General features: G+C 41.5%; 22 protein-coding genes, 1 other RNA gene and 1 pseudogene. 9 read left to right on the top strand and 15 right to left on the bottom strand.

Annotated elements, in window-relative coordinates; all coding sequences use genetic code 11:
- Positions 1–23: 23 nt before the first annotated feature.
- On the top strand, positions 24–836 hold the full coding sequence (gene menH, locus I8748_RS33915) for a 2-succinyl-6-hydroxy-2,4-cyclohexadiene-1-carboxylate synthase (protein WP_198128864.1): 813 nt from the start codon (positions 24–26) through the stop codon (positions 834–836).
- Between the two features lie 16 nt (positions 837–852).
- Here menH and I8748_RS33910 read toward each other — a convergent pair whose 3' ends face one another.
- Both I8748_RS33910 and I8748_RS33905 read right to left on the bottom strand, forming a co-directional pair.
- Positions 853–1,518: a glycoside hydrolase family 24 protein gene (locus I8748_RS33910; RefSeq protein ID WP_318781322.1), complete on the bottom strand. Its 666-nt coding sequence runs from the start codon at positions 1,516–1,518 to the stop codon at positions 853–855.
- A 225-nt stretch (positions 1,519–1,743) separates the two neighbouring features.
- The gene (locus tag I8748_RS33905; protein ID WP_198128863.1) at positions 1,744–2,403 is read right to left on the bottom strand and encodes an SDR family oxidoreductase; all 660 of its coding nucleotides are present in this window, start codon (positions 2,401–2,403) and stop codon (positions 1,744–1,746) included.
- Between the two features lie 177 nt (positions 2,404–2,580).
- Here I8748_RS33905 and I8748_RS33900 point away from each other — a divergent pair, with 177 nt between their 5' ends.
- Positions 2,581–3,264 (top strand): DUF1997 domain-containing protein, encoded by a 684-nt coding sequence (locus I8748_RS33900; RefSeq protein ID WP_198128862.1) that lies wholly within the window; start codon positions 2,581–2,583, stop codon positions 3,262–3,264.
- Positions 3,265–3,383: 119 nt separating this feature from the next.
- Here I8748_RS33900 and I8748_RS33895 read toward each other — a convergent pair whose 3' ends face one another.
- On the bottom strand, positions 3,384–3,854 hold the full coding sequence (locus tag I8748_RS33895; RefSeq protein WP_198128861.1) for a DUF4079 domain-containing protein: 471 nt from the start codon (positions 3,852–3,854) through the stop codon (positions 3,384–3,386).
- Between the two features lie 146 nt (positions 3,855–4,000).
- Between I8748_RS33895 and I8748_RS33890 the strand changes: the two genes are divergently transcribed.
- Positions 4,001–5,284 carry an ankyrin repeat domain-containing protein gene (locus tag I8748_RS33890; RefSeq protein ID WP_198128860.1) on the top strand — a complete coding sequence of 428 codons (1,284 nt, stop codon included), beginning with the start codon at positions 4,001–4,003 and terminating at the stop codon, positions 5,282–5,284.
- A 44-nt stretch (positions 5,285–5,328) separates the two neighbouring features.
- Here the strand turns inward: I8748_RS33890 and I8748_RS33885 are convergent, their stop codons facing one another.
- The gene (locus I8748_RS33885) at positions 5,329–6,246 is read right to left on the bottom strand and encodes an Rpn family recombination-promoting nuclease/putative transposase (protein WP_198128859.1); all 918 of its coding nucleotides are present in this window, start codon (positions 6,244–6,246) and stop codon (positions 5,329–5,331) included.
- A 531-nt stretch (positions 6,247–6,777) separates the two neighbouring features.
- Between I8748_RS33885 and I8748_RS33880 the strand changes: the two genes are divergently transcribed.
- Positions 6,778–7,170 carry a cobalamin biosynthesis protein gene (locus tag I8748_RS33880; protein ID WP_404800396.1) on the top strand — a complete coding sequence of 131 codons (393 nt, stop codon included), beginning with the start codon at positions 6,778–6,780 and terminating at the stop codon, positions 7,168–7,170.
- A gap of 73 nt (positions 7,171–7,243) precedes the next feature.
- Here the strand turns inward: I8748_RS33880 and I8748_RS33875 are convergent, their stop codons facing one another.
- The 3 genes from I8748_RS33875 to I8748_RS33865 form a co-directional block, all read right to left on the bottom strand.
- Positions 7,244–7,597: a phage holin family protein gene (locus I8748_RS33875; protein ID WP_198128857.1), complete on the bottom strand. Its 354-nt coding sequence runs from the start codon at positions 7,595–7,597 to the stop codon at positions 7,244–7,246.
- A gap of 172 nt (positions 7,598–7,769) precedes the next feature.
- Positions 7,770–8,711 carry a peptidoglycan-binding domain-containing protein gene (locus I8748_RS33870; protein WP_198128856.1) on the bottom strand — a complete coding sequence of 314 codons (942 nt, stop codon included), beginning with the start codon at positions 8,709–8,711 and terminating at the stop codon, positions 7,770–7,772.
- Positions 8,712–8,840: 129 nt separating this feature from the next.
- Positions 8,841–10,127: a M16 family metallopeptidase gene (locus tag I8748_RS33865; protein WP_198128928.1), complete on the bottom strand. Its 1,287-nt coding sequence runs from the start codon at positions 10,125–10,127 to the stop codon at positions 8,841–8,843.
- Positions 10,128–10,318: 191 nt separating this feature from the next.
- On the opposite strand from I8748_RS33865, the gene I8748_RS35935 reads away from it, so the two are divergent.
- Positions 10,319–10,444: a hypothetical protein gene (locus tag I8748_RS35935; RefSeq protein ID WP_263977122.1), complete on the top strand. Its 126-nt coding sequence runs from the start codon at positions 10,319–10,321 to the stop codon at positions 10,442–10,444.
- Positions 10,445–10,503: 59 nt separating this feature from the next.
- Here the strand turns inward: I8748_RS35935 and I8748_RS33860 are convergent, their stop codons facing one another.
- The 4 genes from I8748_RS33860 to I8748_RS33845 all read right to left on the bottom strand — a co-directional run bounded on the left by I8748_RS33860 (position 10,504) and on the right by I8748_RS33845 (position 13,998).
- Positions 10,504–11,745: a M16 family metallopeptidase gene (locus I8748_RS33860; protein WP_198128927.1), complete on the bottom strand. Its 1,242-nt coding sequence runs from the start codon at positions 11,743–11,745 to the stop codon at positions 10,504–10,506.
- Between the two features lie 315 nt (positions 11,746–12,060).
- A non-coding RNA gene (gene ssrS, locus I8748_RS33855) (6S RNA) lies at positions 12,061–12,244 on the bottom strand.
- Positions 12,245–12,376: 132 nt separating this feature from the next.
- On the bottom strand, positions 12,377–13,510 hold the full coding sequence (locus I8748_RS33850) for a 5-(carboxyamino)imidazole ribonucleotide synthase (RefSeq protein ID WP_198128855.1): 1,134 nt from the start codon (positions 13,508–13,510) through the stop codon (positions 12,377–12,379).
- Entirely contained in the window at positions 13,510–13,998 is a 489-nt protein-coding gene (locus I8748_RS33845; RefSeq protein ID WP_198128854.1) for a pentapeptide repeat-containing protein, read from the bottom strand. The genes I8748_RS33850 and I8748_RS33845 overlap by 1 nt, the downstream gene beginning before the upstream one ends.
- Before the next feature lie 697 nt (positions 13,999–14,695).
- On the opposite strand from I8748_RS33845, the gene I8748_RS33840 reads away from it, so the two are divergent.
- Positions 14,696–15,016, top strand: a complete 321-nt coding sequence (locus I8748_RS33840; protein ID WP_198128853.1) for a slr1957 family protein — start codon at positions 14,696–14,698, stop codon at positions 15,014–15,016.
- A gap of 200 nt (positions 15,017–15,216) precedes the next feature.
- Here the strand turns inward: I8748_RS33840 and I8748_RS33835 are convergent, their stop codons facing one another.
- On the bottom strand, positions 15,217–17,130 hold the full coding sequence (locus tag I8748_RS33835; RefSeq protein WP_198128852.1) for a GTPase family protein: 1,914 nt from the start codon (positions 17,128–17,130) through the stop codon (positions 15,217–15,219).
- A 374-nt stretch (positions 17,131–17,504) separates the two neighbouring features.
- On the opposite strand from I8748_RS33835, the gene I8748_RS33830 reads away from it, so the two are divergent.
- From I8748_RS33830 to I8748_RS33820, 3 genes are all read left to right on the top strand, one after another.
- Complete coding sequence (locus tag I8748_RS33830; RefSeq protein WP_198128851.1) at positions 17,505–18,803, top strand: AAA family ATPase; 1,299 nt, start codon at positions 17,505–17,507, stop codon at positions 18,801–18,803.
- 2 nt (positions 18,804–18,805) lie between these two features.
- A complete protein-coding gene (locus I8748_RS33825; protein ID WP_198128850.1) occupies positions 18,806–19,441 on the top strand; it encodes an RloB family protein in 636 nt (211 codons plus the stop codon).
- 295 nt (positions 19,442–19,736) lie between these two features.
- Positions 19,737–20,705 carry a TauD/TfdA dioxygenase family protein gene (locus tag I8748_RS33820; RefSeq protein ID WP_198128849.1) on the top strand — a complete coding sequence of 323 codons (969 nt, stop codon included), beginning with the start codon at positions 19,737–19,739 and terminating at the stop codon, positions 20,703–20,705.
- 119 nt (positions 20,706–20,824) lie between these two features.
- Here I8748_RS33820 and I8748_RS33815 read toward each other — a convergent pair whose 3' ends face one another.
- The 3 genes and pseudogenes from I8748_RS33815 to I8748_RS33805 form a co-directional block, all read right to left on the bottom strand.
- Positions 20,825–22,192, bottom strand: coding sequence for an AtzE family amidohydrolase (locus I8748_RS33815; RefSeq protein ID WP_198128848.1), 1,368 nt, complete (start codon positions 22,190–22,192; stop codon positions 20,825–20,827).
- Positions 22,193–22,251: 59 nt separating this feature from the next.
- A pseudogene (locus I8748_RS33810) lies at positions 22,252–22,437 on the bottom strand (DUF4089 domain-containing protein); the annotation flags it as partial.
- Between the two features lie 34 nt (positions 22,438–22,471).
- The gene (locus tag I8748_RS33805) at positions 22,472–22,822 is read right to left on the bottom strand and encodes a DUF952 domain-containing protein (protein ID WP_198128846.1); all 351 of its coding nucleotides are present in this window, start codon (positions 22,820–22,822) and stop codon (positions 22,472–22,474) included.
- Positions 22,823–22,855: the final 33 nt, after the last annotated feature.

Genomic DNA, 22,855 nt, shown 5'->3' with positions numbered 1-22,855 from the left:
CGAAGTGATTATAAGCTAAGGATATGGTTTTAGAAAATTATCAATTTCACTATTCTGTAATTGGCAATTTAGAAAAACCATTGATTTTGTTCTTACATGGCTTCATGGGTAATATTGATGAATTTGATGAAGCTATAGAATTACTAGGTAATGAATTCTCTTATCTAATACTTGACCTTCCCGGACATGGAAAAACTCAAGTTTTAGGTGGGGAGGATTACTATACAATGAAAAATACTGCCTATGGCTTAATCAACTTACTAGATAATTTGAACATTTCTCAATGCTTTTTAGTTGGTTATTCAATGGGTGGCAGATTAGCTTTATACCTCACCTTACATTTTCCAGAACGTTTTTATAAACTTGTATTAGAATCAGCCTCTCCAGGTTTGGCAACGGAAACAGAACGATTAGAACGAGTTAAATGCGATAATCAAATAGCTAATAAATTAGCAAGAAGTGTAAATAAGAGTGATTTTGCAACTTTTCTATCTAATTGGTACAATCAGCCGATTTTTGGTGATATAAAAACTCATCCTAGATTTGAAATGATGGTAAAAAACAGGTTACAGAATCATCCAATTGAATTAGCTAAATCACTGAAATTTATGGGTACTGGATGTCAACCATCTTTATGGGAAATGCTTAATAAAAATACTAAGCCTTTGCTATTACTAGCTGGTGAGTATGATGATAAATTTATCAATATAAATACGGAAATGACTCAAGTATGTAAGTTTGCTCAGTTTAAATTAATTAAAAATGCTGGACATAATATTCACTTTGAAAATACCACAGCATTTGTGCAAAATGTGCGATATTTTTTTAGGCATTAAGTAGATTTATGATAAATCACTGAACTTGAAACTTTTTTTCTACTGGTTTGCTTTGAGTGCTTGAGCTTGGCGCTAAATTTAGTGATGGTGGTTGGTTATTTTGGTTTAATTCCTCTTGCAACATGGTCTGATAAATCTTAGGCAAAGAGCTAGTCATAGAATTAGTTTCTATGCCATATCCTAAACTTGTCCATGTGGGAGATAGTCGCCGCAAAACATCATTTAACTGTCCCTGACGCAGCTGTTGAGAAATATCAGTTTTCCAAACTTGCGAATCATTCAACCAACGGTAAACTACCAAGTCTTGATATTCTGGTTCAAAACTATAAGAAACCCAAAACATTAACCTGCTTGGGTGCGGGTGATAGCGGCGGGCTATTTGATACCAAGTAGTATTGATGATTTGATATCTACCAGCAGCTGTAGAACAATTTCCTGTGTTGGGGCCTGTGACAATTGTGATGCATATCTCAGGATGGCGGCTGAGGTCGTTGACTTGCTGACCACCATACAAGAGAGAATAGGGACGGTTGCTATTTGCCTCGCTGGCTGAAATAGTTCGCATCAAAGCGCGAATGTAAGGATCACCGCCTTTCATGACTAAAGGTGGCTGTTTGGCTGTAAAAACTGGATCATCAGGCGATCGCAAGTCTCCATATATATACCATTGCAACAAACATATGAAGCCGAGAAGTGCGGCTATTGGGCCAATCAGTTTTTCAACGCCCTTGAGTTCAAAGCCTTTCAGAGTCTCACTCCTTTAAATTTGCTCTCTTAGTCAATAACAATCATTGATACACCGATTTCGGCAAAGTTCACAAATCGCTTTGCTTGTAGTTAGGAGTTAATAGTGAGGAGTGAGGAATTACAACTCATAACTCCTAACTCCTAACTCCTAACTTGTTAATTAGGCTACGTTAGCAAATAACTCGCCAAAGCTTTTTGATGTAGCTTCAGGTTTGGCAACAATCTCGACAATTTTATTGCGTGCGGCTGGCTCAAACAAGGACTCTACACAAACTTGGGCAACTTTTTGCCGAGGAATACTACCATCGAATAATGTATCAGCACCCTGCATGACTATAGGATCGGTGTTATCTTCATTCTTTAAACCGCCAGGTCGCACAATCGTATAGGTAAGACCGCTTTTCTGGATGTACTCCTCGGCTTGCTTCTTCCAAACCAAAATCAGCCAGAACAAGTTTAAAGGGTGGAACAATTGGGAAGTACACAAAGAAGAAACAATGACAAAATGCTCGATTCCCTTTGCTTTGGCTGCATCCACTAAATTTTTAGTACCTTCAAAATCTACTTTATAGGGGCCGGTAGGGTCAAAGCTAGGTTTTGCCCCAGTAGCGCAAAGCAAGACTGTGCTGTCTCCCAAAGCAGCAGTCAGGCTTTCTGAGTTCAATACATCGCCCGCTACTAACTCAGCCTCAGGAGGCAAAATAGCTCTAGCTGTTTCTGTATCCCGCACCAAAGCACGAACTGGGATGTTCCGCGCTATCAATTCTTGCACAATCCGGCGACCTGTTTCACCTGTTGCTCCTGCGACAAATGCTTTCATGACAAACGCCATCCTGGGAAACTAATATGTGATTGTTCAGTTCTTTATTTTAGTGATTTTATAAAGTTTATGACAGATTATTGAGGTTTCGGTCAAAATGGGATGTTACAGTAAAAGACCCAAACAAGCTGGGAATTATTAATATAGACAAACGCCTAATTATAGGGGAATCCATTGATGCTTTCAACAAATGGCGAATATCATTCTTTGGAAATAACAGACACTGTTTTACCCGCAGAGTCAAGCCTAGCAGAAGCTGAGGAAACACCCCAACAAGCAACTGTAGAGTCACCAACTAAGTTTTATGGTCACTATAGCGACTGTATGGAAATGTATGCTCCAGCTGATACAGTTGCTCAGTATCTTAATGCTCACGCTTCATGGTTTTCTCGTTGCGCTGAACCGATGAAGGTGCAACCGTTGGGTAAAAATGGCTATGCTTTGACAATTGGTCGTTTTGGCTCTTTTGGTTATGAAGTTGAACCGAAAATAGGTTTAGAATTGTTACCACCAGAGCAAGGAGTATACTACATTCGCACAATCCCTATTCCTGACTATCAGCCACCTGGTTACGATGTAGACTATCGAGCAGCACTACAGTTAAAAGAAAATTTGGTTAACGATGCTTGTAGTAATCTCGGTGAAGTGACACGAGTTGAATGGGAACTGGATTTAATGGTTCATCTACACTTTCCTCGGTTTATTCAGCGATTGCCCAAGTCTATAATTCAATCTACAGGCGATCGCTTATTAAACCAAATTGTCCGTCAAGTCTCTCGCCGCCTCACACGCAAAGTTCAGGAAGATTTCTACCAATCTTTGGGTATTCCATTTCCTAATGCTTCTAAGAAAAAGCGGTGAGTCGAAAGTCAGTGGTCAGTAGTCAGTGGTCAGTGGTCAGTGGTCAGTAACAAAGAAAAATAAATCACTGACTCCTGCAACTAACAACTAACAACTAACAACTGACAACTAACAACTGACTACGCTTGAGTCAAAATTCTCTGAACAATTTGCACGCCACTGAAAGCCTGCCAAACAAAAAGTCCTAACAGCGTGAAGTTTAATAAAATGTGAGTTGCACGTGCCCAATTTGCTCCTTTTTGCATGTAAGGAGATAAGGCAGCAGAAAATGCAATCAGACTAGTCATACCAAGCCCTGCAAGCAGGTGCGGCCCTACAAACAATTTACCGTTATTGATGTAAGTGACGGCCATACCACCAACGGCACCTGTCACCATCAAAGCTAAGAGTATAGAGCCTATTTGGTAGTGCCTAATATTATATCTACCTTTAATCAGTTCTTTCTTTTGTTCTCCTTGAGCGTTTCTGGTACGCTGTACTTGCAGCCCCAGGTAAGCAGCGTAAAGTGAAATCGCCAATAACAGCCACATCAGCACGGGATGAAAAAAGTTCAGCCAATATTTAACCGAGGGAGATAGTACTGAATCCATTGTGTTCTCGCCCAATTCTTAAATCTTAATAAAAATTAGCATAACTCTAAATATTATTTTATAGTTAGCCTTCTTGCAAAAGTGGTTAAACAATCTCAGACTAAATTTTGAGAGTAGACGAATAAAACCTGCTGGTGCAGAATTTCATGACTGAAAACAAAGATATTTTGCTGCTGAAGGCCGCTAAAAGTGGCGATATCAAGCGGCTGGGTGCGCTACTGGCTGCTGGTGCTTTGGTGGACGCGTGCGATCGCGATGGCACTACGGCTTTAATGTTTGCTGCCAATTTAGGCTACACCGAAATTGTGCGATCGCTGCTAGATGCTGGGGCAAATATTAACTTGCCAAGAATTCGCTATGGATTAACAGCTTTGATGTTGGCTGGTAGTGCCAATCAGCTTGATATTGTACAGCTTTTAGTGTCTAGAGGTGCTGATGTCAATGCTGTTAATGAAGATGGCAGCACAGCTTTAATGGCAGCAGCACTCAAAGGTCATGTTGATGTGGTGCGAGTTTTATTAGCGGCTGGTGCTAAAGTCAATTTCACGGATCAAGATGATGACACTGCTTTGAAACTGGCTGTGAAGCACGGACACACAGCTGTTATAGAATTACTTTTACAAAATGGTGCAAATGTCAATATCCAAGATGAAGAAGGCGAAACACCCTTGATGGTAGCGGTAGACTTGGGAAATTTGGAGGTTGTGCAAGCATTACTGACAGCTGGGGCTGACGTTAACTTGAGAAATAGCCATGGGGGAACTGCGCTGTTGGCAGCTGCGGCAGCTGGACATAGTGCGATCGCAGCTGCTTTACTGGAGCGGAGTGCCGAAATTAATGCCCAAGACAAAGATGGTGAAACAGCCCTCCACCTGGCTGTTGTGGAAGGCTATATTGATGTAGTGCAAGTGTTACTCAACCGGGGTGCAAATGTACAAATCAAAAATAATTTGGGTGATACCCCAATGTTTGTAGCCGTATTACAAGGACACAACCAAATTGTTGAGGCATTACTGCGTTATGGAAGCGATATTAACGGCCAAAACCAGGGTGAAATACCTTTGAAGCTGGCTGTATCGCAGGGACAAACCCAGATGGTAAAGTTGTTGTTAGACTACGGTGCTGATGCCAATACTCTAGTAGAAAATGGCAAAACTGTTTTGATTAAAGCAACCGAACGCAACTACACAGAAATCATACAGCTGTTGCTGGCAAAGCAAGCAGATGTGAATTTTCAAGACTCAGCCGGGGCAACAGCATTGATGTGGGCTGCCTCTGGGGGGTATGGTGAGGCTGTGCAGATATTGCTTGAAGCTGGGGCAGATATGAATTTAAAAAATCGCGGTGGTTATACCGCCTTAATGATTGCGGAATTTAATGGATACAGAGATATAGTTAGAAGTCTGATCAATGCTGGGGCGCAAGAATAGCCATTCTAGCAGTTTCTCAGCAACAATAATTGGCAGTTGGTTACTCAAGGCTGATTGCAATTGTTTTGCAGCCAAGTAGATAAATCTGTTGGTGTTGCAAAATCCAATAGCGCCTCAGCGAGATTTTCCAGCTGTTCAACAGATAATTGACTAATACTCTCTTGTATTTGCTGATCTACATTACCAATGCGTCGTCGCAGCAGACGCATTACTACCTCTAAAGTCTGTTCCTGTCTGGCTTCATTGCGGACTTCCCGTATGACTTCATCGCGGGCTTGCTGTTTGACTTCATCGAGGATTTCCTCTTTGAGTTCCTCATAAATTCTGGTTTTTTTGATATCAAAAGTATCTAATTCAAACATTTTGATTAACTCCTGACGGCTGAGACGGGGCAATTTATAGAGTACAATTGTCTCTATCAAATCTAGCACTTGCTGCATGAGGGCTGTATTAGCTAGTTCTGTGCGTGTCCTAGTAATCAGATTTTTTGCATATTCAGGGGTCTGTTTATCACTTTCAACCACTAATTTGATGATACCAACTCCTAAAGATTGTTCAGCTTCATTTCCCAACTCGTTCAGATATAATCGCGTAACAAGTTGACTATCAAGCAAAACTTGATAAGGTTCGATTTCTATTGGTTCAATGCTGCGGTGAGGAAAAATCACTACTGCCCGCCAAGCTTTTGTCGGTGTGTTAAGTCGTAAATAAAGAAATATTTGTGAAAACAAACGAGCGTAAAATTCAGTATCTTTTTGAAACTGAACTTCGGGAAAATAAATTGGGCGATCGCTAGCATTAACAACAGGAAGAAATACCCCATCAATACGAAATGCTGTTTGTTTCAATTCTACTGAGGTAAAACTATATGCATTCGCTTCTGATGGTTGTAAATTGATTAATTCAAAAAAGGCGCTAGGAAAGGTTTTAAATAGTTTATAAAAAATTGAATCAGTTCTCATTGGATTTTGAGATAATATCAAATCATATGGGATGATAGTACTATAAAATCAACAAGAGTGAACTTATAATCAAAATAGCAGTTATTAATTAAGTACACTAAAACAAATGAAAACTCTTTGTGTCTTAGTGTCTTTGGTGGTTATTTTATTTTTTACTACTCAGGCACAAAGACAAAAATTGTGAATAAAATAAAACTCCGTTGTAGCTGTTGTGAGCTTGCTACAACGGAGAATATAAGAAATTGAAGCACCGAGGGAAAGCACAGGGAAAAAGTTTCTGCTTCCAAGATACCAAAGAAGCCAAAATGAAGAAGGAAATTACCTTTAATATTTCACCTAGTCTTCCCCTCGGTGTTTCCTACTGTGCTAGATATGCTTAATATATAGATTTTAGTTTTTGATAACAGTATTCTAACGATCAGTTTTCAGGTATCATAGTAAACGGCTAAATGACAAAGTTAATTTCATCTAGGATTGCGACAAGATTTGTGGGTGGGAATTGGTTGCCAGAGGGGTAGTTCGTTGCAGTTGATGGAAACAGCAATTGAGCAGGTGTTTCAAGAAAATCAACTTAACCAAAGTGCGATCGCAGGTTTTGCTACCATTAACACTAAAGCCTCAGAGGTTGCTCTAGTAGAACTTTGCCGCTTACGGGGGTTGCCTTTAAAAACCTTTACAGCAGAAATGTTGTCCACTGTTTCTGTCCCCAACCCCGCCACAATTATCGAAACGCAAGTGGGAACACCTAGCGTAGCAGAAGCAGCAGCTATTCTCGCAGCTTCTCATGCAAATTTAGATGATTGCTCCAAATTGCCCTTATTGTCTACCAAATTCCAAGTCATGTTTTTAGTTCCTAAACAAATTTTTCGTTTAAAAGGGCAACCTGGAGTAGTAACGCTGGCTGTTACTCAACAATCAAATTAGGAACAAAAAGCTTAAACTCACGAATGATTGAGGACTGCCATAGACCCTTTGTTGTTGATCTAGTAATTTTTTATTACAAAACTACTCTCAGAAAATAGCTGATGATGCTAGAAACAATTGTTAACACAATTGACCCCAAAAATGCAGGCAAGAATCCCTTAATTTCAAACCCATAACCAGGTGTGAGGGCGCTTGCTAGCCAAAGGGTGAGGGCGTTGATGACAAATGTAAATAAGCCAAAAGTCAGTAAGGTAATGGGAAACGCCAAAATACTTAAAATTGGGCGAATAAATGCATTAACTAGTCCAATAACTGCTACAGCAACAAGGGCCGCTACAAAATTTTTCACAGAGAATCCCGGAACAATATTAGCAGTGATCAGTAAAGCCACCGCAGTTCCTAGCCAAGTTAATAAAAAGTGTTTCATAATTTCAAAACTTAAGAAAAAGCTTCAACTGATTCATTGATGGTTAATGGCAATTACAGCTGGGTACTGGGTACTGGGTAACAGATACCAACATCATCATAAATTCACACGTTACCACAATCCCTAATCCCCAGTCCCTAATCACCAGTACCCAGTCCCTCTTACACTACCGTTACCTTGATGATCGCCGCAAGAGAATTTCCCAAGTAGCGCCACCGACTACGCCGTCAGGTTCTAGTCCATAGCGTTTTTGCGCTGCTTTGACTGCTTCTTCGGTTGCTGGGCCAAAGTCTCCATCTATACCGCCATCGAGAAATCCCAGCCTTTGCAACCGCTGTTGCAACTTAGTGACTTCCGAATTACGCATACCTGGACGCAAAATCGGCAATCCTTCTGTGGTGTATTGAACGCCAGGGATTTGGGTAGTAGTTGTAGTTGTGCTGCGGGTGTTGGATGTGCTGCGATTCTGCGATGAAGGGCGTTTAGGTGTTGTTTGTGGCTTTTGAGTTGTAGTTGGTTTGCGGATAACAGGTCTGGGTTCGGGTTTGGTAGTTGCAACTGGAGGTGTGGTTGTGCGGATAACAGGTCTGGGTTCGGGTTTGAGAGTTGCAACTGGAGTTGTACTAGGGAGAGTGGGAACAGGGAAACTGGTTGTCGAGTTAGATGCTGAGTTAGTTGATGGGTTAGCAGCAGAGACGCCTGGTGTAGCTGCTGGGCCATTTGGGAACAGTCTTTGCCAAGTTTCAGCATCAACAATGCCATCTGGGTTTAAGCCAACTGCTTGCTTAAAACGGGAAACAGCACTAGCTGTATTTTCGTTATAGACACCATTGACTGCTTCTGAGTAAAAGCCCAAAAGCTTCAAAGCGGCTTGCAGTTCCGATACACGTTCGCCTTGGCTACCAACTTGCAGCACAGGACGATTGATGTTACTTTGAACGCTGACTTGGGCAATTTCTTGTTGTGCGGCAATTGATACCATACCAGAGGAGCCAATAAGCACAGTCGTAGAGGAAAACACAAGTAAGCTAAAAAACTTATTAGCCCTCAATAAGTCACATGCTTTTCCTGACCCCAGGTAGTTCAATATACTTGCTGTGAGGCTGCCTTTCATGGAATTTGTTCCCAGAATCTTCTGATGCTAATATTACAGCCGCTTGCGTTTAGAAAACAGCTGGTGCGATCGCGATCGCGTATAAATTATATAGCCAATAGTCAACAGTCAACAGTCATCAGTCATCAATCAACTATCAAGAGCATTATTAATTGCTTCTTCTTGACCAACTAAAGACAGATAAGGTTCCTGCAAATACCTACAAGCAGCTGTCATGGCATCTTGTGCATTCACGGATGCAATCAACTCTTGAAACTTCATATCAAAGTCAATTCCCAAGCCTAAAATTTCATACCAGCCGTATATTTGAGCAATTTGTCCGTTTGTTTGTTTACCCAAAGCATACTGTCCCAATATTTTGTTCTTAGCCGCTTGCAGGGCACTTTCTGATACTTCTGTGTTACAGAGTAACTCTACTTCTGTACGCAGACCGTTCAGGGCTATACTTGTATTTTCTGGTGCAGTACCCATATAAACCACAAACGACCCTGGATACAGCCGTGTTGGGTAAAATGCAGAAACTTCATAAGCTAAGCCCCGCTTTTCTCGCAATTCTACAAACAAACGGCTGGAAAGCCCATTACCTAAGTAGGTCGAAAGTAGCTTTAGCGGTGCATAATCAGGAGAAATCACTGATGAACCCAAGTAACCCAACATGACGATTGATTGCTGCGTTTGGATGGGCTTGAGTTGGTGTTGTGGTTGTACTTGAATTTCAGGTAAATTAATACTAGGTAGTGGTTGTGTAGGAATTTGCCAATCACCAAATACTTGTTCTACCAATGCCACTGCATCTTGTTGGGAAATGCGACCGGCAATACTAATGACTACGTTATCTGGACGGAAATAAGTCTGGTGATATGCAACTAAGTCTGCACGGGTTAAGCGGCTCATGGTTGCTTCGTTACCCAGCAATGACATAGCGTAGGGATGGTTTTGATACATCACCTGCCGCATTTGCTCAAAGGCAACGGTAAACGGTTGCTCTTGTTGAGAACGAATATTTTGTAGTGCCAAACGCCGTTCTAGTTCCACTTGCACTTCAGGAAATGTAGGCGATCGCAAAATTCGCCCTGACAATGCTAAAATTTCCGGGAAGTCTGATGTTACTGTCTTCAACGACAACAAAAAGTAATCTGTGGTAGTATCTGCACTTAAACTAGCCCCCACAGACTCCACTTGTTCAGCAATTTCTAAACTCGAAAGTCCATCACATCCCTTTGTCATTACTGCTGAAAGCAAATAGGCTAAGCCTGCTTGCTCTTGTTTTTCGTAACAACTGCCAGCACGAATAAAAATCCGCCCTGCAATAATATCCGCAGCCGGATTTTCTGCTACTAGCACTACAATGCCATTGTTCAATACAGTGCGATGGATAGAGGAGTGAGATAAAGAAGGTTTCACGGTTTGAGTTATTAGTTGTCAGTGGTCAGTTGTTAGTTGTTAGTTGTCAGTTGTCAGTTGTTAGTTGTTAGTTGTGAGAGAGTAAGGTTTTAGGGAGTTATTAGACCTATTGCAAAAGTCCTTCTTTTTATCTTCTTCTTTGTGTCTACCCTGCGGGAACGCCTGACGGCGAATGCGCCTTTACGTGAGATAAAAAATTATTTATGCAAAAAGTCTATTCTGTTGCTTTAGTTCCCAAAGTTGTGGTGAATGGTGAGTCCTATCCTGAAGGTGGGTTTCTCGCCATATGGAACTGGCTAAACCAAAGGGCGTTGTTTGGCTGTGAGTAATTGCAGACCAAAAGGTAAGTTCTTTACAGCTACTGACAACTAACTACTGACAACTGACATTAACAGGGTTTAAGTATGGTGACAGCGTAATTATGCGGTGAAAGATACTGTTTAGCTAATTGTTGCAGTTCTTGGGCATTAAATGATTGAATCTGCTGCGGATATGCTACTGCTAATTCAGCTTGGGCAATGGTATTGTAGTAACCATAAAGCCCAGTCAGCTGATTTGGCGTTTCTGTAGAAAAAGCATATTCATTACACAGAAGTCTGCGTGTACGAGCAAGTTCTTGTTCTGTTATGCCTTGAGTTTGCAAATCATTCAAATGAGTGCAAATTAAGTACTCAACTTTCTCTAAATTTTCTGGCTCCAACCAAGCGGTAATTGTAAATAAACTTGATTCTCTCTGTAGAGAAAAATTACTACAAATCCCCTGTACTAGTTGCAATTCTTCCCGTAAATCACGCACTAAACGCGAAGTCCGCCCTTCTGCTAATAACACCGACAATAAATCTAAACCATGAGCAGTACGCAGTTGCTCTACTCCTGGTACAACCCATGCCATCAATAACCGCGCTTGCTCTATGCGTAGTAAATAAAGTTCTTGACGGCGAATTTCGGCGATAGCTGGTTCTATCACTTTTGGTGCAAGCGGACAAGCAGAACGTTCAGGAAAATTCACAAATGATTTATTTACCAGTTCCCAAGCTGGCTGTTGAGCAATTCCTCCCACAACCACTACTGTCATGTTTTCTGGTTGGTAGTGAGTGCGATGAAAACAGCGCATTGCTTCTGGTGAATGCTGCATGAGTTCTTGTTCACTACCAAGTATTGAACGTCCGTAAGGATGGGTTTGGTAAACGCTTTTGTTCAAAGCTTGGAATCCTATCCAATCAGGATCATCATAGCAAGAGCGGATTTCTTCTAGCACTACGTCCCGTTCGCGGGCAAATTCATCGTCTGGTATTGCGGCATTCAGCAGTAGTTCGCCCAAGTGGGGCAAAGTCTCTTGTAGGTAAGGTGCAGCCGTAGTTAAGGAATAATGAGCATAATCGTAGCTTGTGGCTGCATTACTCACACCACCTCTGTTTTCAATCTTGTGATCAAACATTCCTGGAGGTAGCGTTGCTGTACCTTTAAAAATCATGTGTTCTAAAAAGTGAGCCATGCCATACCACGGTTCTGGCTCAAGGGTAGCTCCAGCACGCACCCATACATCAGCGACAACTACAGGGGTAGTGGAAATTTCTTGATGAATAAACGTTAAACCATTATCTAATCGGATAACCGAGGCTGGAAACACGCTATTAATTAGTTGTTGTTGTGACAATTTTTTGTAGCTTTAACCACAATTTCATGTTATTTTTGTAATCTTAACTCTGAACGATCGCTAATTTAGAATCAAGTTATACAGATTTAGTTTTCTTAAACAGGTAAGTACCATTTCTCAGGTTTATCAAAATTGAACTTATTTCAGCAAAATCGGCAAAATCCTGATTCTGCCTCAATTTACATTTATTATTTATAATTTTTAATTACTAATTAATATTGTATAAGTTTTCCTAATATTAAAATTAAAGCTCCCAATTTATTGCTGATTTTGGGAGCTGAGAATTTTGAGTTCACCGCGACGCCGTTTTACCTAAGTTTATGACCTGGTTAAACCAGGTGGGTACCGATGTGCCTCGTTTAAAGTTTCCGGGTACATGCCCGGTCTACTGCCACGAGAACTGTTTGGTTCCCTTTTCTTTAAAGACATAGATCAAAAAACTTGATGGCAGTCACCAACGTCGTAGTGCAACTCACTCATTATAGCTTTCAAAAACAGGTTGTGTGTTGAAGATCAAAATTTTCTCGCAAATTTAACCAAACCCCTTTGGGGTGGGAATCGGGAATAGGGAACGAACAGTTAAGAGTTGCCTTTCATTGATCTTTCATTGATTGGAATACCAGATAGATTCTACGGTGTGGGCAGTGGCGATCGCTGCATCGCGGTTCTGGTGATTTAGCAAAACGGTGACGTGTCCCAGTTTGCGCCCAGGGCGTGATTCACTTTTACCATACCAGTGGACATGAGCTTGAGGAATGGCTGCTAATTTTTGGCGCTGGCTTTGGTAGTCACTAAAGGAATTTTCATATCCCAATAGGTTGACCATTACAGCACTGGCGCATTGTAAAGCGGGATCACCCAAAGTCAAACCACAAACAGCACGCAAATGCTGCTCAAATTGGGAAGTTTTGCAAGCATCTAAAGAAAAGTGTCCAGAATTATGGGTACGAGGTGCGATTTCGTTGACCAAGACTTGACCATCACCAGTGAGGAATAGTTCAATGCCGAAAACTCCCACTACTTCCAGGCTATTTAATAGAGTATGAGCGATCGCTGCTATTTCTGCTGCCTGATTTACCGTAATATCCGCTGGTGCAATGACTCGCCGACACACTTGTTGTTCTTGCTGGGTTTCTACAACTGGGTATGTGACAACATCACCTTGGACAGAACGCGCCGCAATTATCGCCAATTCCCGCTCAAAAGGTACAAATTCCTCGATTAAAAATAAATTTTTGCTGGAATTTAACTTTTCTTGTAAAGTGGCTAAATCCTGGATAATGAAAGTTCCTTGACCGTCATAACCGTGCCGCCTGGCTTTCAAGACCAGTGGAAAATCCAGAGATTCTATCTTAGAAGCGAGATTTTCCTGTTCAACAGCGAAAAAATGGGGAACAGGCAAGCCCAAATCACGTAAATAGCAGCGTTGGTGATATTTATCTAATATAGGTGTCAAAGCTTCTAACCTGGGGCGGAAGCAGACACCTTGGTGTGCTAAAGATGATAAAGCATTCAGATTCACAAATTCATTTTCAAAGCTGATGACATCGCATTTAGTGGCTAAAATCTCTGTAGCCAGAGCATCATCAACTGGGGCGAAAACAGTTTCCTGGGCAATAGATACAGCGGGATCATCTTTACTCGGAGTTTGTACAACTAATTCCACTCCTAACTTTTTGGCTGCATCCGCCATCATCCAGGCAAGTTGTCCGCCACCAATTATACCAACACGTTTCATTAACATCCTAGAGAATCACGAGTTTCCACGCCAGTTTGAGAATTGACTCCGCTGGCTTTGGCGCACAATTCTTTAATTTGCGCTTTGTCTAAAATTGCATCAGTAAAATCTGCACCGTTGATATTGACATCGGTAAAGATGGCGCGGAGCAAAAGAGCTTCTTTGAAAATGGCATCACTCAAATCAGCTTTAGTCAAGTTTACCTGATCAACCATTGCATTCGTTAAATCAGCTCCGTGGAGATTTGCTTGTGTCATCACCGAAGCACTCATCACGGCTCCTCGCAAGTCAGCGTTTGTAAAGTTAGCTAGTTCCATGTTGGCGTTAGAAAACTCAGCAGCTTGCAAACTTTGACCTGAAAAGTCGCGTCTTGATAACTCTGCATTACTAAATGACAACGGATGAGTCCAGTCTACCGCCAGTGCTGGGGAAGCCAGGAAAAATGTCATAATCCCCAAAATTAATGCTAATCCGTGCTTCCAAAACATATTCGTAGCTACTTTGGTGTTACTGGATTCAGCTTACCGCATTTGAATATGGCGAGATGGGGGGATGAGTGGGATGAGGGAGATGAGGGAGATGAGGGGGAAATAATAACTGTTTTTTGTTTTGTTCAATTTTTATCACAGCACTTTTGAACTAATTGAACTACACAACTCCCCACTCCCTACTCCCTACTCCCCATTTCAAGCGATCGCACTCTCGTCTGCAAATTTGTTACTTAGGAATGATGATGGTAATTCACAAGACATATTTTGTGATTCTACAGCACAAAATCTCATGAGCAGATATTTAAAATATGAGTAAATGATTATGGAGTAATTACTCGTGCATTATTTACAATTATTGACATAAAAAATTGAATTTTAGGATAAAAGTAGTTTCATTAGTAGTAGAAATCATCAACAATTTGGTTTACATTTCTTAAATTTACTAATTTCAGGTAAAGTTTGTTGTCTTTTAAGTTCACCTAGCACTATCGACTGTTAGTCTTTTAATTAAGGTGAGCAGTAAGCATTGTTTGAGCGTAATGATTTAAGTGTCTCAAATGCTGAAAAAGCTTTACAAGTTTACAAGAGGATAATTAGCTGTAACTTCATTGTGATTAGTTAATGACTCAAAAATATTCTATAGATTTATATTCTCAACTACACAAATTCAACCCGGCGAATTACCAACACTGATATGACACATTACTCTGTTGAATGGATTGAAGCATGGTGCCAAGAGAATGGCTGGACAGAATTATTTATTGAACGGCGTAACAATTATTGGGCTTTCCCTCCGGGAGGAGTAATACCTGAACCAATTCCGAGTCACGTTCTCAAATCGATCAAAGCCGAAAAGGGGTTAACCTTTGAGGAAAGATTATGGTCGGTATCTGCGGTAATTGGCACAATCGTAGCTGTAATTTCTACCTTTGTACTGCGGTGTCCAATGCCTTTGGTTGCAGCTTTCGCTTTTAATGCGGTGACAGTGGCGCAATTTGAACTTGAAGATGCTTAAATTGTGTGTAAGTTTGAGTATTTATATTAAATAAAGCTGCTCTTGAATGTATTCTTAACAAGAGCAGCTTTTATAGCAAAGTGCTTAGTTAGTTGTCAGTTGTCAGTTGTCAGTTGTTATTCTCCCCATCTCCCCTGTGCCCCTAATCCCCACTCCCTCCGGTCGTGGGGGCCCCGAGTTCCCCTGCTCCCCCTGCCTTATCAAACCTGCTGTAAATAATATTCAAATCTTTCTCGAAGTTGTTCAACTGTGAAATTCTTAGTCCAATATTCTACTAAAGCATGACCAAATGCCCAAGCGTTGCGGTCGGGAGATGCAGAAGTTTCCAGCAGCAGCGGCCACAGGGCTAATAAGTCAAAGTTGGGTGTTTTAGAATCGCTGCCATTCAAAAGTGAGAAAAGCTCATAAGCCATTTGCAGTTTACCAATTACAATCGGTAACTTTTCCACTGGGATTTGTTCTGCCAGTAAATAAGCTAAGGTGGGAGTACCGGTTGACAGGGTAGAAATAAACTGGAGGACAGGACTTTTAAGCAGTGCTGTCAGTCCTTGTGTGGTAGCCATCTGAAAGGTGTAGTGGTCGATGATTTTAGCAGCGGCGACAGTGCGGGCTTCTAGGTTACGCAAAAATCGAGCTAGGCGGAGTTGTTTTGCAGGCGCGATCGCTTCTACTAATCCTAAAGATAGGGCTTCCACTCCCCAGGAAACTCGCCCGGTTTTGATGTCACTGGTGACGATTGGTAAAACCAAATTACAGAATTCACCCAAAAGTTGCACGCGGTATTCAGTCGCTTGGCGAATGGCAATTTCTTTTGGGCGATCGCCCCCTTCCCAATCATAAGGAGGTTGCCATTCACGGATGGGACGCAAGCGATCTACTTGAGTTACTACTGCGATCGCGTTTAAGTCGCTAACTTCCGCCTGTATATCTCTGAGAAAGTCCACATCCATTTGTAAGGCGGGATCAAGGGCAGGAGTCACAAGTAACAGCAAATCTGCGGTTGTAGCATAATCAAGCACTAATTTTCGTAGTTCTCCACGGTTGACTTGCTCGTAACCTGGTGTATCCAAAAGTGTGAGAATTTCACCGTTGGCAGTTTGCCAGTGGTAATTTTGAATCTGTGCAGTACTGGGTAAAACATCAACAGCTGCTTGATCCGTTTGAAACAAAGTATTAATCAAACTGCTTTTTCCCGATCCCGTTCGCCCCACCAGCAGAATATTCACGGGTTTTTGTTCAACCGCCTCCACTGGTTCGGCTTGGGCTAGGATGTCTCGCAGTGTTTGAGTTTTGACTGTGGGTAGTTTTGGTATGGCAACTGTGGTGACTGAAGTGGGGATTGTTTTGCCGTAGAGAGCGATCGCTTGCTGACATAAGTTTCTCAGGGCAGCTTCTCGCAGTAGTTGACCTAAATTTACTAATAATTGCTGAGTAGCACGGTTACTCGTACCTTTGGTAGCTCGATTAGCAACAGCAGCCACCGGATTTAACAGCCACTGCGCCCAGTTCCAAACCCGCCAGAGTTTGCGTGCAGATGGTTCCACCTTGCGGTAGACTTCATATGCTTGGTATGCCTGCCCAACTGTCACCTGATTGAGAGCAGGAGATAACTTTTGCATCCATAAATCCAAGCCATCCATTGTTCCCCGAATCAGTCCATAAGCTTGGGGAACGTAAATATTGAGCAGGGGGTATTGTACTTGAGGATTGTAAATATGAGCGATCGCTACTACTAAATCTTGGCATCGCTGCCAAAATGTCGCCCAATCTTCCCAAATCGGGCGATCGTTTTGTGCTGCTTGCAAGATTTCCTGGAGTGCGGCTTCTGCTTGTTTGGTGGTGTCAGTTTCCGGCGGTAGTTTGACAGCATTGTCTGTAGTAGATTCCAGTTTGGCGCTGACTTCTGCTAGTACGGCTTCTACTTGCTTGAATGCTGGTTGAGTCCATCTCACCAGCAGCCAACGCCAGGCGACGAATATTAGAGTGAACACAGCCCAGATCCAATTAATACCCCAAGCGTGGATTTGTAAACCTGCGGATATTAATAAAAAAGTGATGATGGAGGCGATGGGAAGTGCTAAGACAACCCATTGCCACAACTTTAATCGCACCATTGCCCTATACCTATCTTGGTTAGAGTTCCTTACTGCTATTGTCGATCTAATACTCTTGTAGTTAGTTCTGGATTGCTGGGTGTCTTAAAGTGTAATAATTTGGCAGTCATAGTTTATGCGAGTTATTACACTTATAAGCAAACTTTAAAGAGTATAATAACGAACCACAGAGGCACAGAGTACACAGAGAAGGAGGAAAGGAGAAATGCTAAAACTCTTTCCCTACTCCCTACTCCCCATCTCCACCCGGCAATTTTAGGTTTGCCAGATTAGTAGTTCAGATGACGAGTTGTAATCAAAGTGGAGATTTGCTTACCTTTACGATACGATTTACGTGAATAAATCACAAAAAGCTGCTTTGTACGGGTTTTATTATGCTTGTAGACTTTACAGTTGAAAACTATCGGTCAATTAAAGAACCTGTAACTTTAAGTGCAGTTGCTCAAAAACAAAATACTCGTCAAACAAGTCAAAGCAGCAAACGCAAACGAGTAAAGTCTGATCATGAAATTGCACCCGGATATCATCTTGAAGGCTGGAATATTGAGCTTTTACCAGTTCTAGCTATTTTTGGAGCTAATGCATCAGGCAAAAGTAATATTATCCAAGCTCTAGATTATTTATTGTTCATAATGGCTCATGGCACACAGGAAGTAGTCAACTTTCAACGAATGTTTAAACATGCAAAACTAGACCCCTTCAAATTAGATAGTATTTCTGCTCGCAGCCCAACAAAATTTGAGTTACGAACTACATTTAACAACGCTATCTATACTTATTCTCTAATAATTAATCAAAATCATGTAGTTTCAGAAAACTTAGACTATGCCTTAAACACTACTAAAAGGACTCGTCGTTTATTTCATCGTCAATGGGATAAAGATAAGAAAAAATTTATATGGAAAACTGGTGATGATTTTACAGGCCCACATAATCAGCTTCAAAAAATTATTAGAGAAAATGAATTATTTATTAGTACATTAGTCAAATTAAAAGTAGATATATTAAACCCTTTTATAGACTGGATAACAATTAGATGGGTTGGAATTGACTTGACAGATGAATATTTAGACGGTGCTTCGATTCTAATTTCGCAAGATATTAACATTTATGGATTCAATGAATTAATTAAACAAACATTAAATATTGTACAAAAATTTGATACCGGACTGTCTAGAATAGAGTTTAAAAAAAAATCTGATAGTGATTTTGAATACAATATATATGCTGTGCATAATACTTCTGATGGTGACGAAATCCAGTGGCTTTTTGATGAAGAGTCTCTTGGTACTCAGCGCTTATTTAATTTGGCATTCCGTATAGTAATGTCTTTGACAGTAAGCGGATTAATAATTGTCGATGAATTAGGTACAAATATTCATCCAAATATTACAAGAAATATTATCAAAATATTTCAAAATCCTCAAACGAATCCAAAACGCGCTCAACTGATTTTCACTAGTCATGATAATACCTTACAAAGAAATAATTTGTTACGGCGTGATCAAATTTGGTTTACCCAAAAACGTCCTGATCAAAGCACTGAATTATATTCTTTGAGTGATTTTAAGGTACGCAATGATTTAGCAATTGATAAAGCTTATTTAGATGGTCGCTTTGGGGCTGTCCCGTTTCTTCCATCTGATGAGGAAATGATTTTACAGGGTGATTAGTAGTGCCAAGACCGTTAAATCGTCGTCAACCAAGTAGAAATATTGCTCAAAAAATACTAATAGCTTGTGAAGGAAGTAAAACAGAACCAATTTATTTTAAAAGTATTCGCAATGACTTGCGATCGCCAACTTTAAAAATTATTGTATTGGAGAATCAAGGTAGAACTGATCCACGTAGTATTATTGAAAGACTCATCGAAGAACGATCGCAGCTAAGAGAAAACCAGCAGTGGAATTCTAAAGATACTGCTTGGGCTGTGTTTGATGGAGATGAGCATATTGAAAAAAGTTTTGAAAATTGGCAAAGTGCCATTAATCGAGCTAAAAGCCAAAAAATTCAGCTAGCAATTACAAATCCCTGTTTTGAACTTTGGTACTTAATTCACTTTCAAGACCATTTTGCAGAAATTACCCGTGATAGGTTGCGGAATTTGCTTGAAAGGCATATACCGAATTACGAAAAATCAATGTGTCTGTATCCAAATCCATTAAAACCTTTGACAAAACAAGCAATTCAACGTGCTGATAAGATTGGGGTACAGATCCAACGTAATGAACTAGATGAACACTCGAATCCCTGCTGTAGTCAATTACCTGAGTTGGTTAGTCTTTTATTAAAGGAAGAATTAAACAAGTAAAACATGTCGAAAGTCAGTTAAATCAACTAAATGACTTTTGCAAGAGGTCTATTGAGGCGATCGCTTTTTGGTGAAATTGTGATCTACTGACGGCTAACTTACCTCGATTAAACCTGCGGTGATTTGGGCAGTTTAAAATACGTAACTTTATACTACGGTTTATTGGTCGATTTATTGTAGAATAATTTTGAACTGCGATCGCTCGCTTTGGGATGTTGCTTACACACGATGGCAACAAACCAAAACAAGCGAACGAGTGTGAACACTGCTCTATAAGTAACTCTGGAGAATTGACATGGGCTACAAGCACATCGAAGTCAAACCTACATCTGGTTTCACTGGTGCAGAAATCAGCGGCGTGGATCTTTCCCGTCCTCTGGAAGATGATGTAGTTAAAGAAATTCGTAAAGCATTATTGAAGTGGAAAGTCGTATTCTTCCGTAATCAGAACATCGATCATGCTGCTCAAATTGCCTTCACGAGTCGTTTCGGCGAAGTTACCTACGCACACCCCCACGAAGATGAGCCAATTGAGGGTTTCTCAGAAATCCTCCCCATTGACCGCAGCCGCTACGAACGACGCAACGGGTTGCGCCGTTCTAGCTACGAAAGCCGTTGGCATACCGATGTGACAGCGGTTGTCAATCCGCCTGCGGGGTCAATTTTGCGTGCAGTTAACGTGCCTAGCGTTGGTGGTGATACACAGTGGACTAATTTAGTTGCAGCCTACGAGGGTTTGTCAGCACCTCTGCGTGCGTTAGCAGACGGATTGAAAGCTGAACACCGCTTTAATGCACGTTTGAATATACCCAGCAACAGTAAGCTAGCCCAGCGCATTGCAGCTAATCCCCTGGTTTCCGTCCATCCGGTAGTGCGGGTTCATCCTGAGACAGGCGAAAAAGCGTTGTTTGTCAACCCAGGCTTCACCTCGCACATTCTTGATGTATCACGTCAAGAAAGCGATTTGCTGCTGGAGTTGTTCTTTAACCAAATCACCAAACCTGCATACACTACCCGCTTCCGCTGGAATAACGGAGATATCGCCTTCTGGGACAACCGCGCCACCGCACATTTGGCCCCCCAAGATTTGGATCATATAGAAGTTGAGCGCGTGCTTTATCGCACCACCCTCACTGGCGACGTTCCAGTTGGCCCTGATGGTTTCCGTTCACAAATGGTTGAAGGTGAACCCTTTAGCAAGGAATTACCAACCGTGTTGAAGAGTAAAGTCCAGCAACCAGAAGCACAACCAGTGCTTTCGTAAGATTAGAGGCGGTTTCTAACCGCCTCTATACAGACAAAACCCGCCTACGCAGGTTTCAAACTTAGTTTGTATAGCCGCCAATACCATTCGCCCACGCTTTATTAATTACGAATTACGAATTACGAATTACGAATTACCAATTGTTGTTCTAACACCGCTGCAACTCGTAAAATTAGCGCTTCATTGTATGGTGCAGCTATCAATTGCACACCTAAAGGTAGGGCATCTGGGCGCAGAATTGGTATTGATAAAACAGGTAAGCCAATGAAAGATAATGGTTGAGTGAATAAACCTAAATGAGGACGGACGAGAATTTCCTCTCCGTCTAAAATCATGGTTTGTTGACCAATTAATGGTGCTGAAATGGGTGTAGTTGGGGCAAGAATTACATCGACATTTTGAAAAATTTCACGGACGCGATCGCGATACCATTTTCTAAACCGTTGTGCTTGCAAATACCAATGACTAGGAATTAACGCCCCAGCCAAAAAGCGATCGCGGGTTGCGGGGTCGAAATCTTGGGGACGCGATCGCAATTTATCCAAATGCAGATTTGCACCCTCGCTAGCCGTAATTACAAACGCCGCTGCACGGGCGCAGTGTGCTTCTGGTATCGTTACATACTCAGTTACATGCAAAGCATCCGCTACCTGTTGTACTGCTGCTAAAGCTTCCGGTGCTGCACCTTTGAGAAAATAACCATCAGCGATAGCAATTTTGATACCAGAGATATCTTGATTTAATTGTGGTAAACATAAATCAGGAAGACGCTTGGTACAAATTGGATCGCGATCGTCTTCACCTTGAAGCACATCAAACACCGTAGCAATATCCTGTACCGAACGAGCAAAAGGCCCAATATGGTCAAAACTGCTAGAAAATAAAGCTACACCAGCACGCGATAACCGTCCGTAAGTTGGCTTCAAACCAAAAACACCACACAAAGCCGCCGGAACCCGAATTGAACCATTCGTATCAGAACCCAGCGTCAACGGTACCAAACCAGCAGCAACAGCCGCCGCCGAACCCCCCGAAGAACCGCCAGCCACCCGTTGTAAATCATGGGGGTTGTGAGTAGCACCGTAATGAGAGTTTTCCGTCACAAACCCATAGGCGTACTCATCCATATTTAAAGCACCAACTAACACAGCACCAGCTTGTTTCAGCTTAGCCACTGCTGTTGCATCCTGAGTAACTGCTGGGTTTTCCGCATTAATTTTCGACCCCGCCAGAGTAGTTAAACCAGCGATATCAAAGAGATTTTTGACCGCAAAAGGTACACCAGCCAACACACCAGGGTTTTTACCTTGTGCTACTTCATCATCAACTCGTGCTGCATCAGCCAAAGCTTTTTCAGCAATTACAGCCGTAAAACAATTGAGTTCATGATCTCGTGCTGCTATACGTCCTAGTGCATTTTTAGTAACATCCACCGCACTAACTTGACCTTCACGTATAGCAGTTGCTATAGATACAGCATCATTCATGGTTCAAACACAGGTATAGCTTCAACCTTCCCCTTCCCCTTTACTCCTTCCCCTTCCAATGGTGCAAACACAGGTGCAGCTTCAACATCCTCCGGTAAAGGGAAAGAATTTACTAAATGTGCGATCGCTTTAATTCTCTCAAAATTTGCCACCACCCCATCCCGATATTCATCTCTTAATTGCAAATCTAACAACAACGCCATTTGATCAACATACTCACCCACATCAAACTCTTTACCTTCCATCTCTCCTCTGTGTCCTCTGCGCCTCTGCGGTTCATTATTCTAAATTTACAACTTCTTGCGGCAACTCAAAAAACCCATCTTTCCCAGACTCAAAATTAATCACCTCATAGACAGCATCAACATTTAACTCTCCATAAATGTGAGGAAATAATTCACCTATCTCAGCCTCTTCATAGCGAATTTCAGCTTGAACCTTTTCTGAATCAATAAAAAGTAATACCAAATCTTTTTGATTAAAGAAAAACCTATTTGCAACTTTGACAATTTGTGTTGACTTAGAACAGTGGATAAAACCTTCAGTGTCCAGCGAATCAGCGCGATAGCTACCGATAAATTTTGCGTCTTCCCATTGTTGGCGTTGGGTTATGTGGAGGATAGTGTTCATGTTGTTTGCATCATTTTACGAATCTCATCTGAA

Origin of the sequence: Amazonocrinis nigriterrae CENA67 (assembly GCF_016056305.1) — a bacterium.
GTDB lineage: Bacteria > Cyanobacteriota > Cyanobacteriia > Cyanobacteriales > Nostocaceae > Amazonocrinis > Amazonocrinis nigriterrae.
This window is presented reverse-complemented; position numbering and strand designations above follow the sequence as displayed.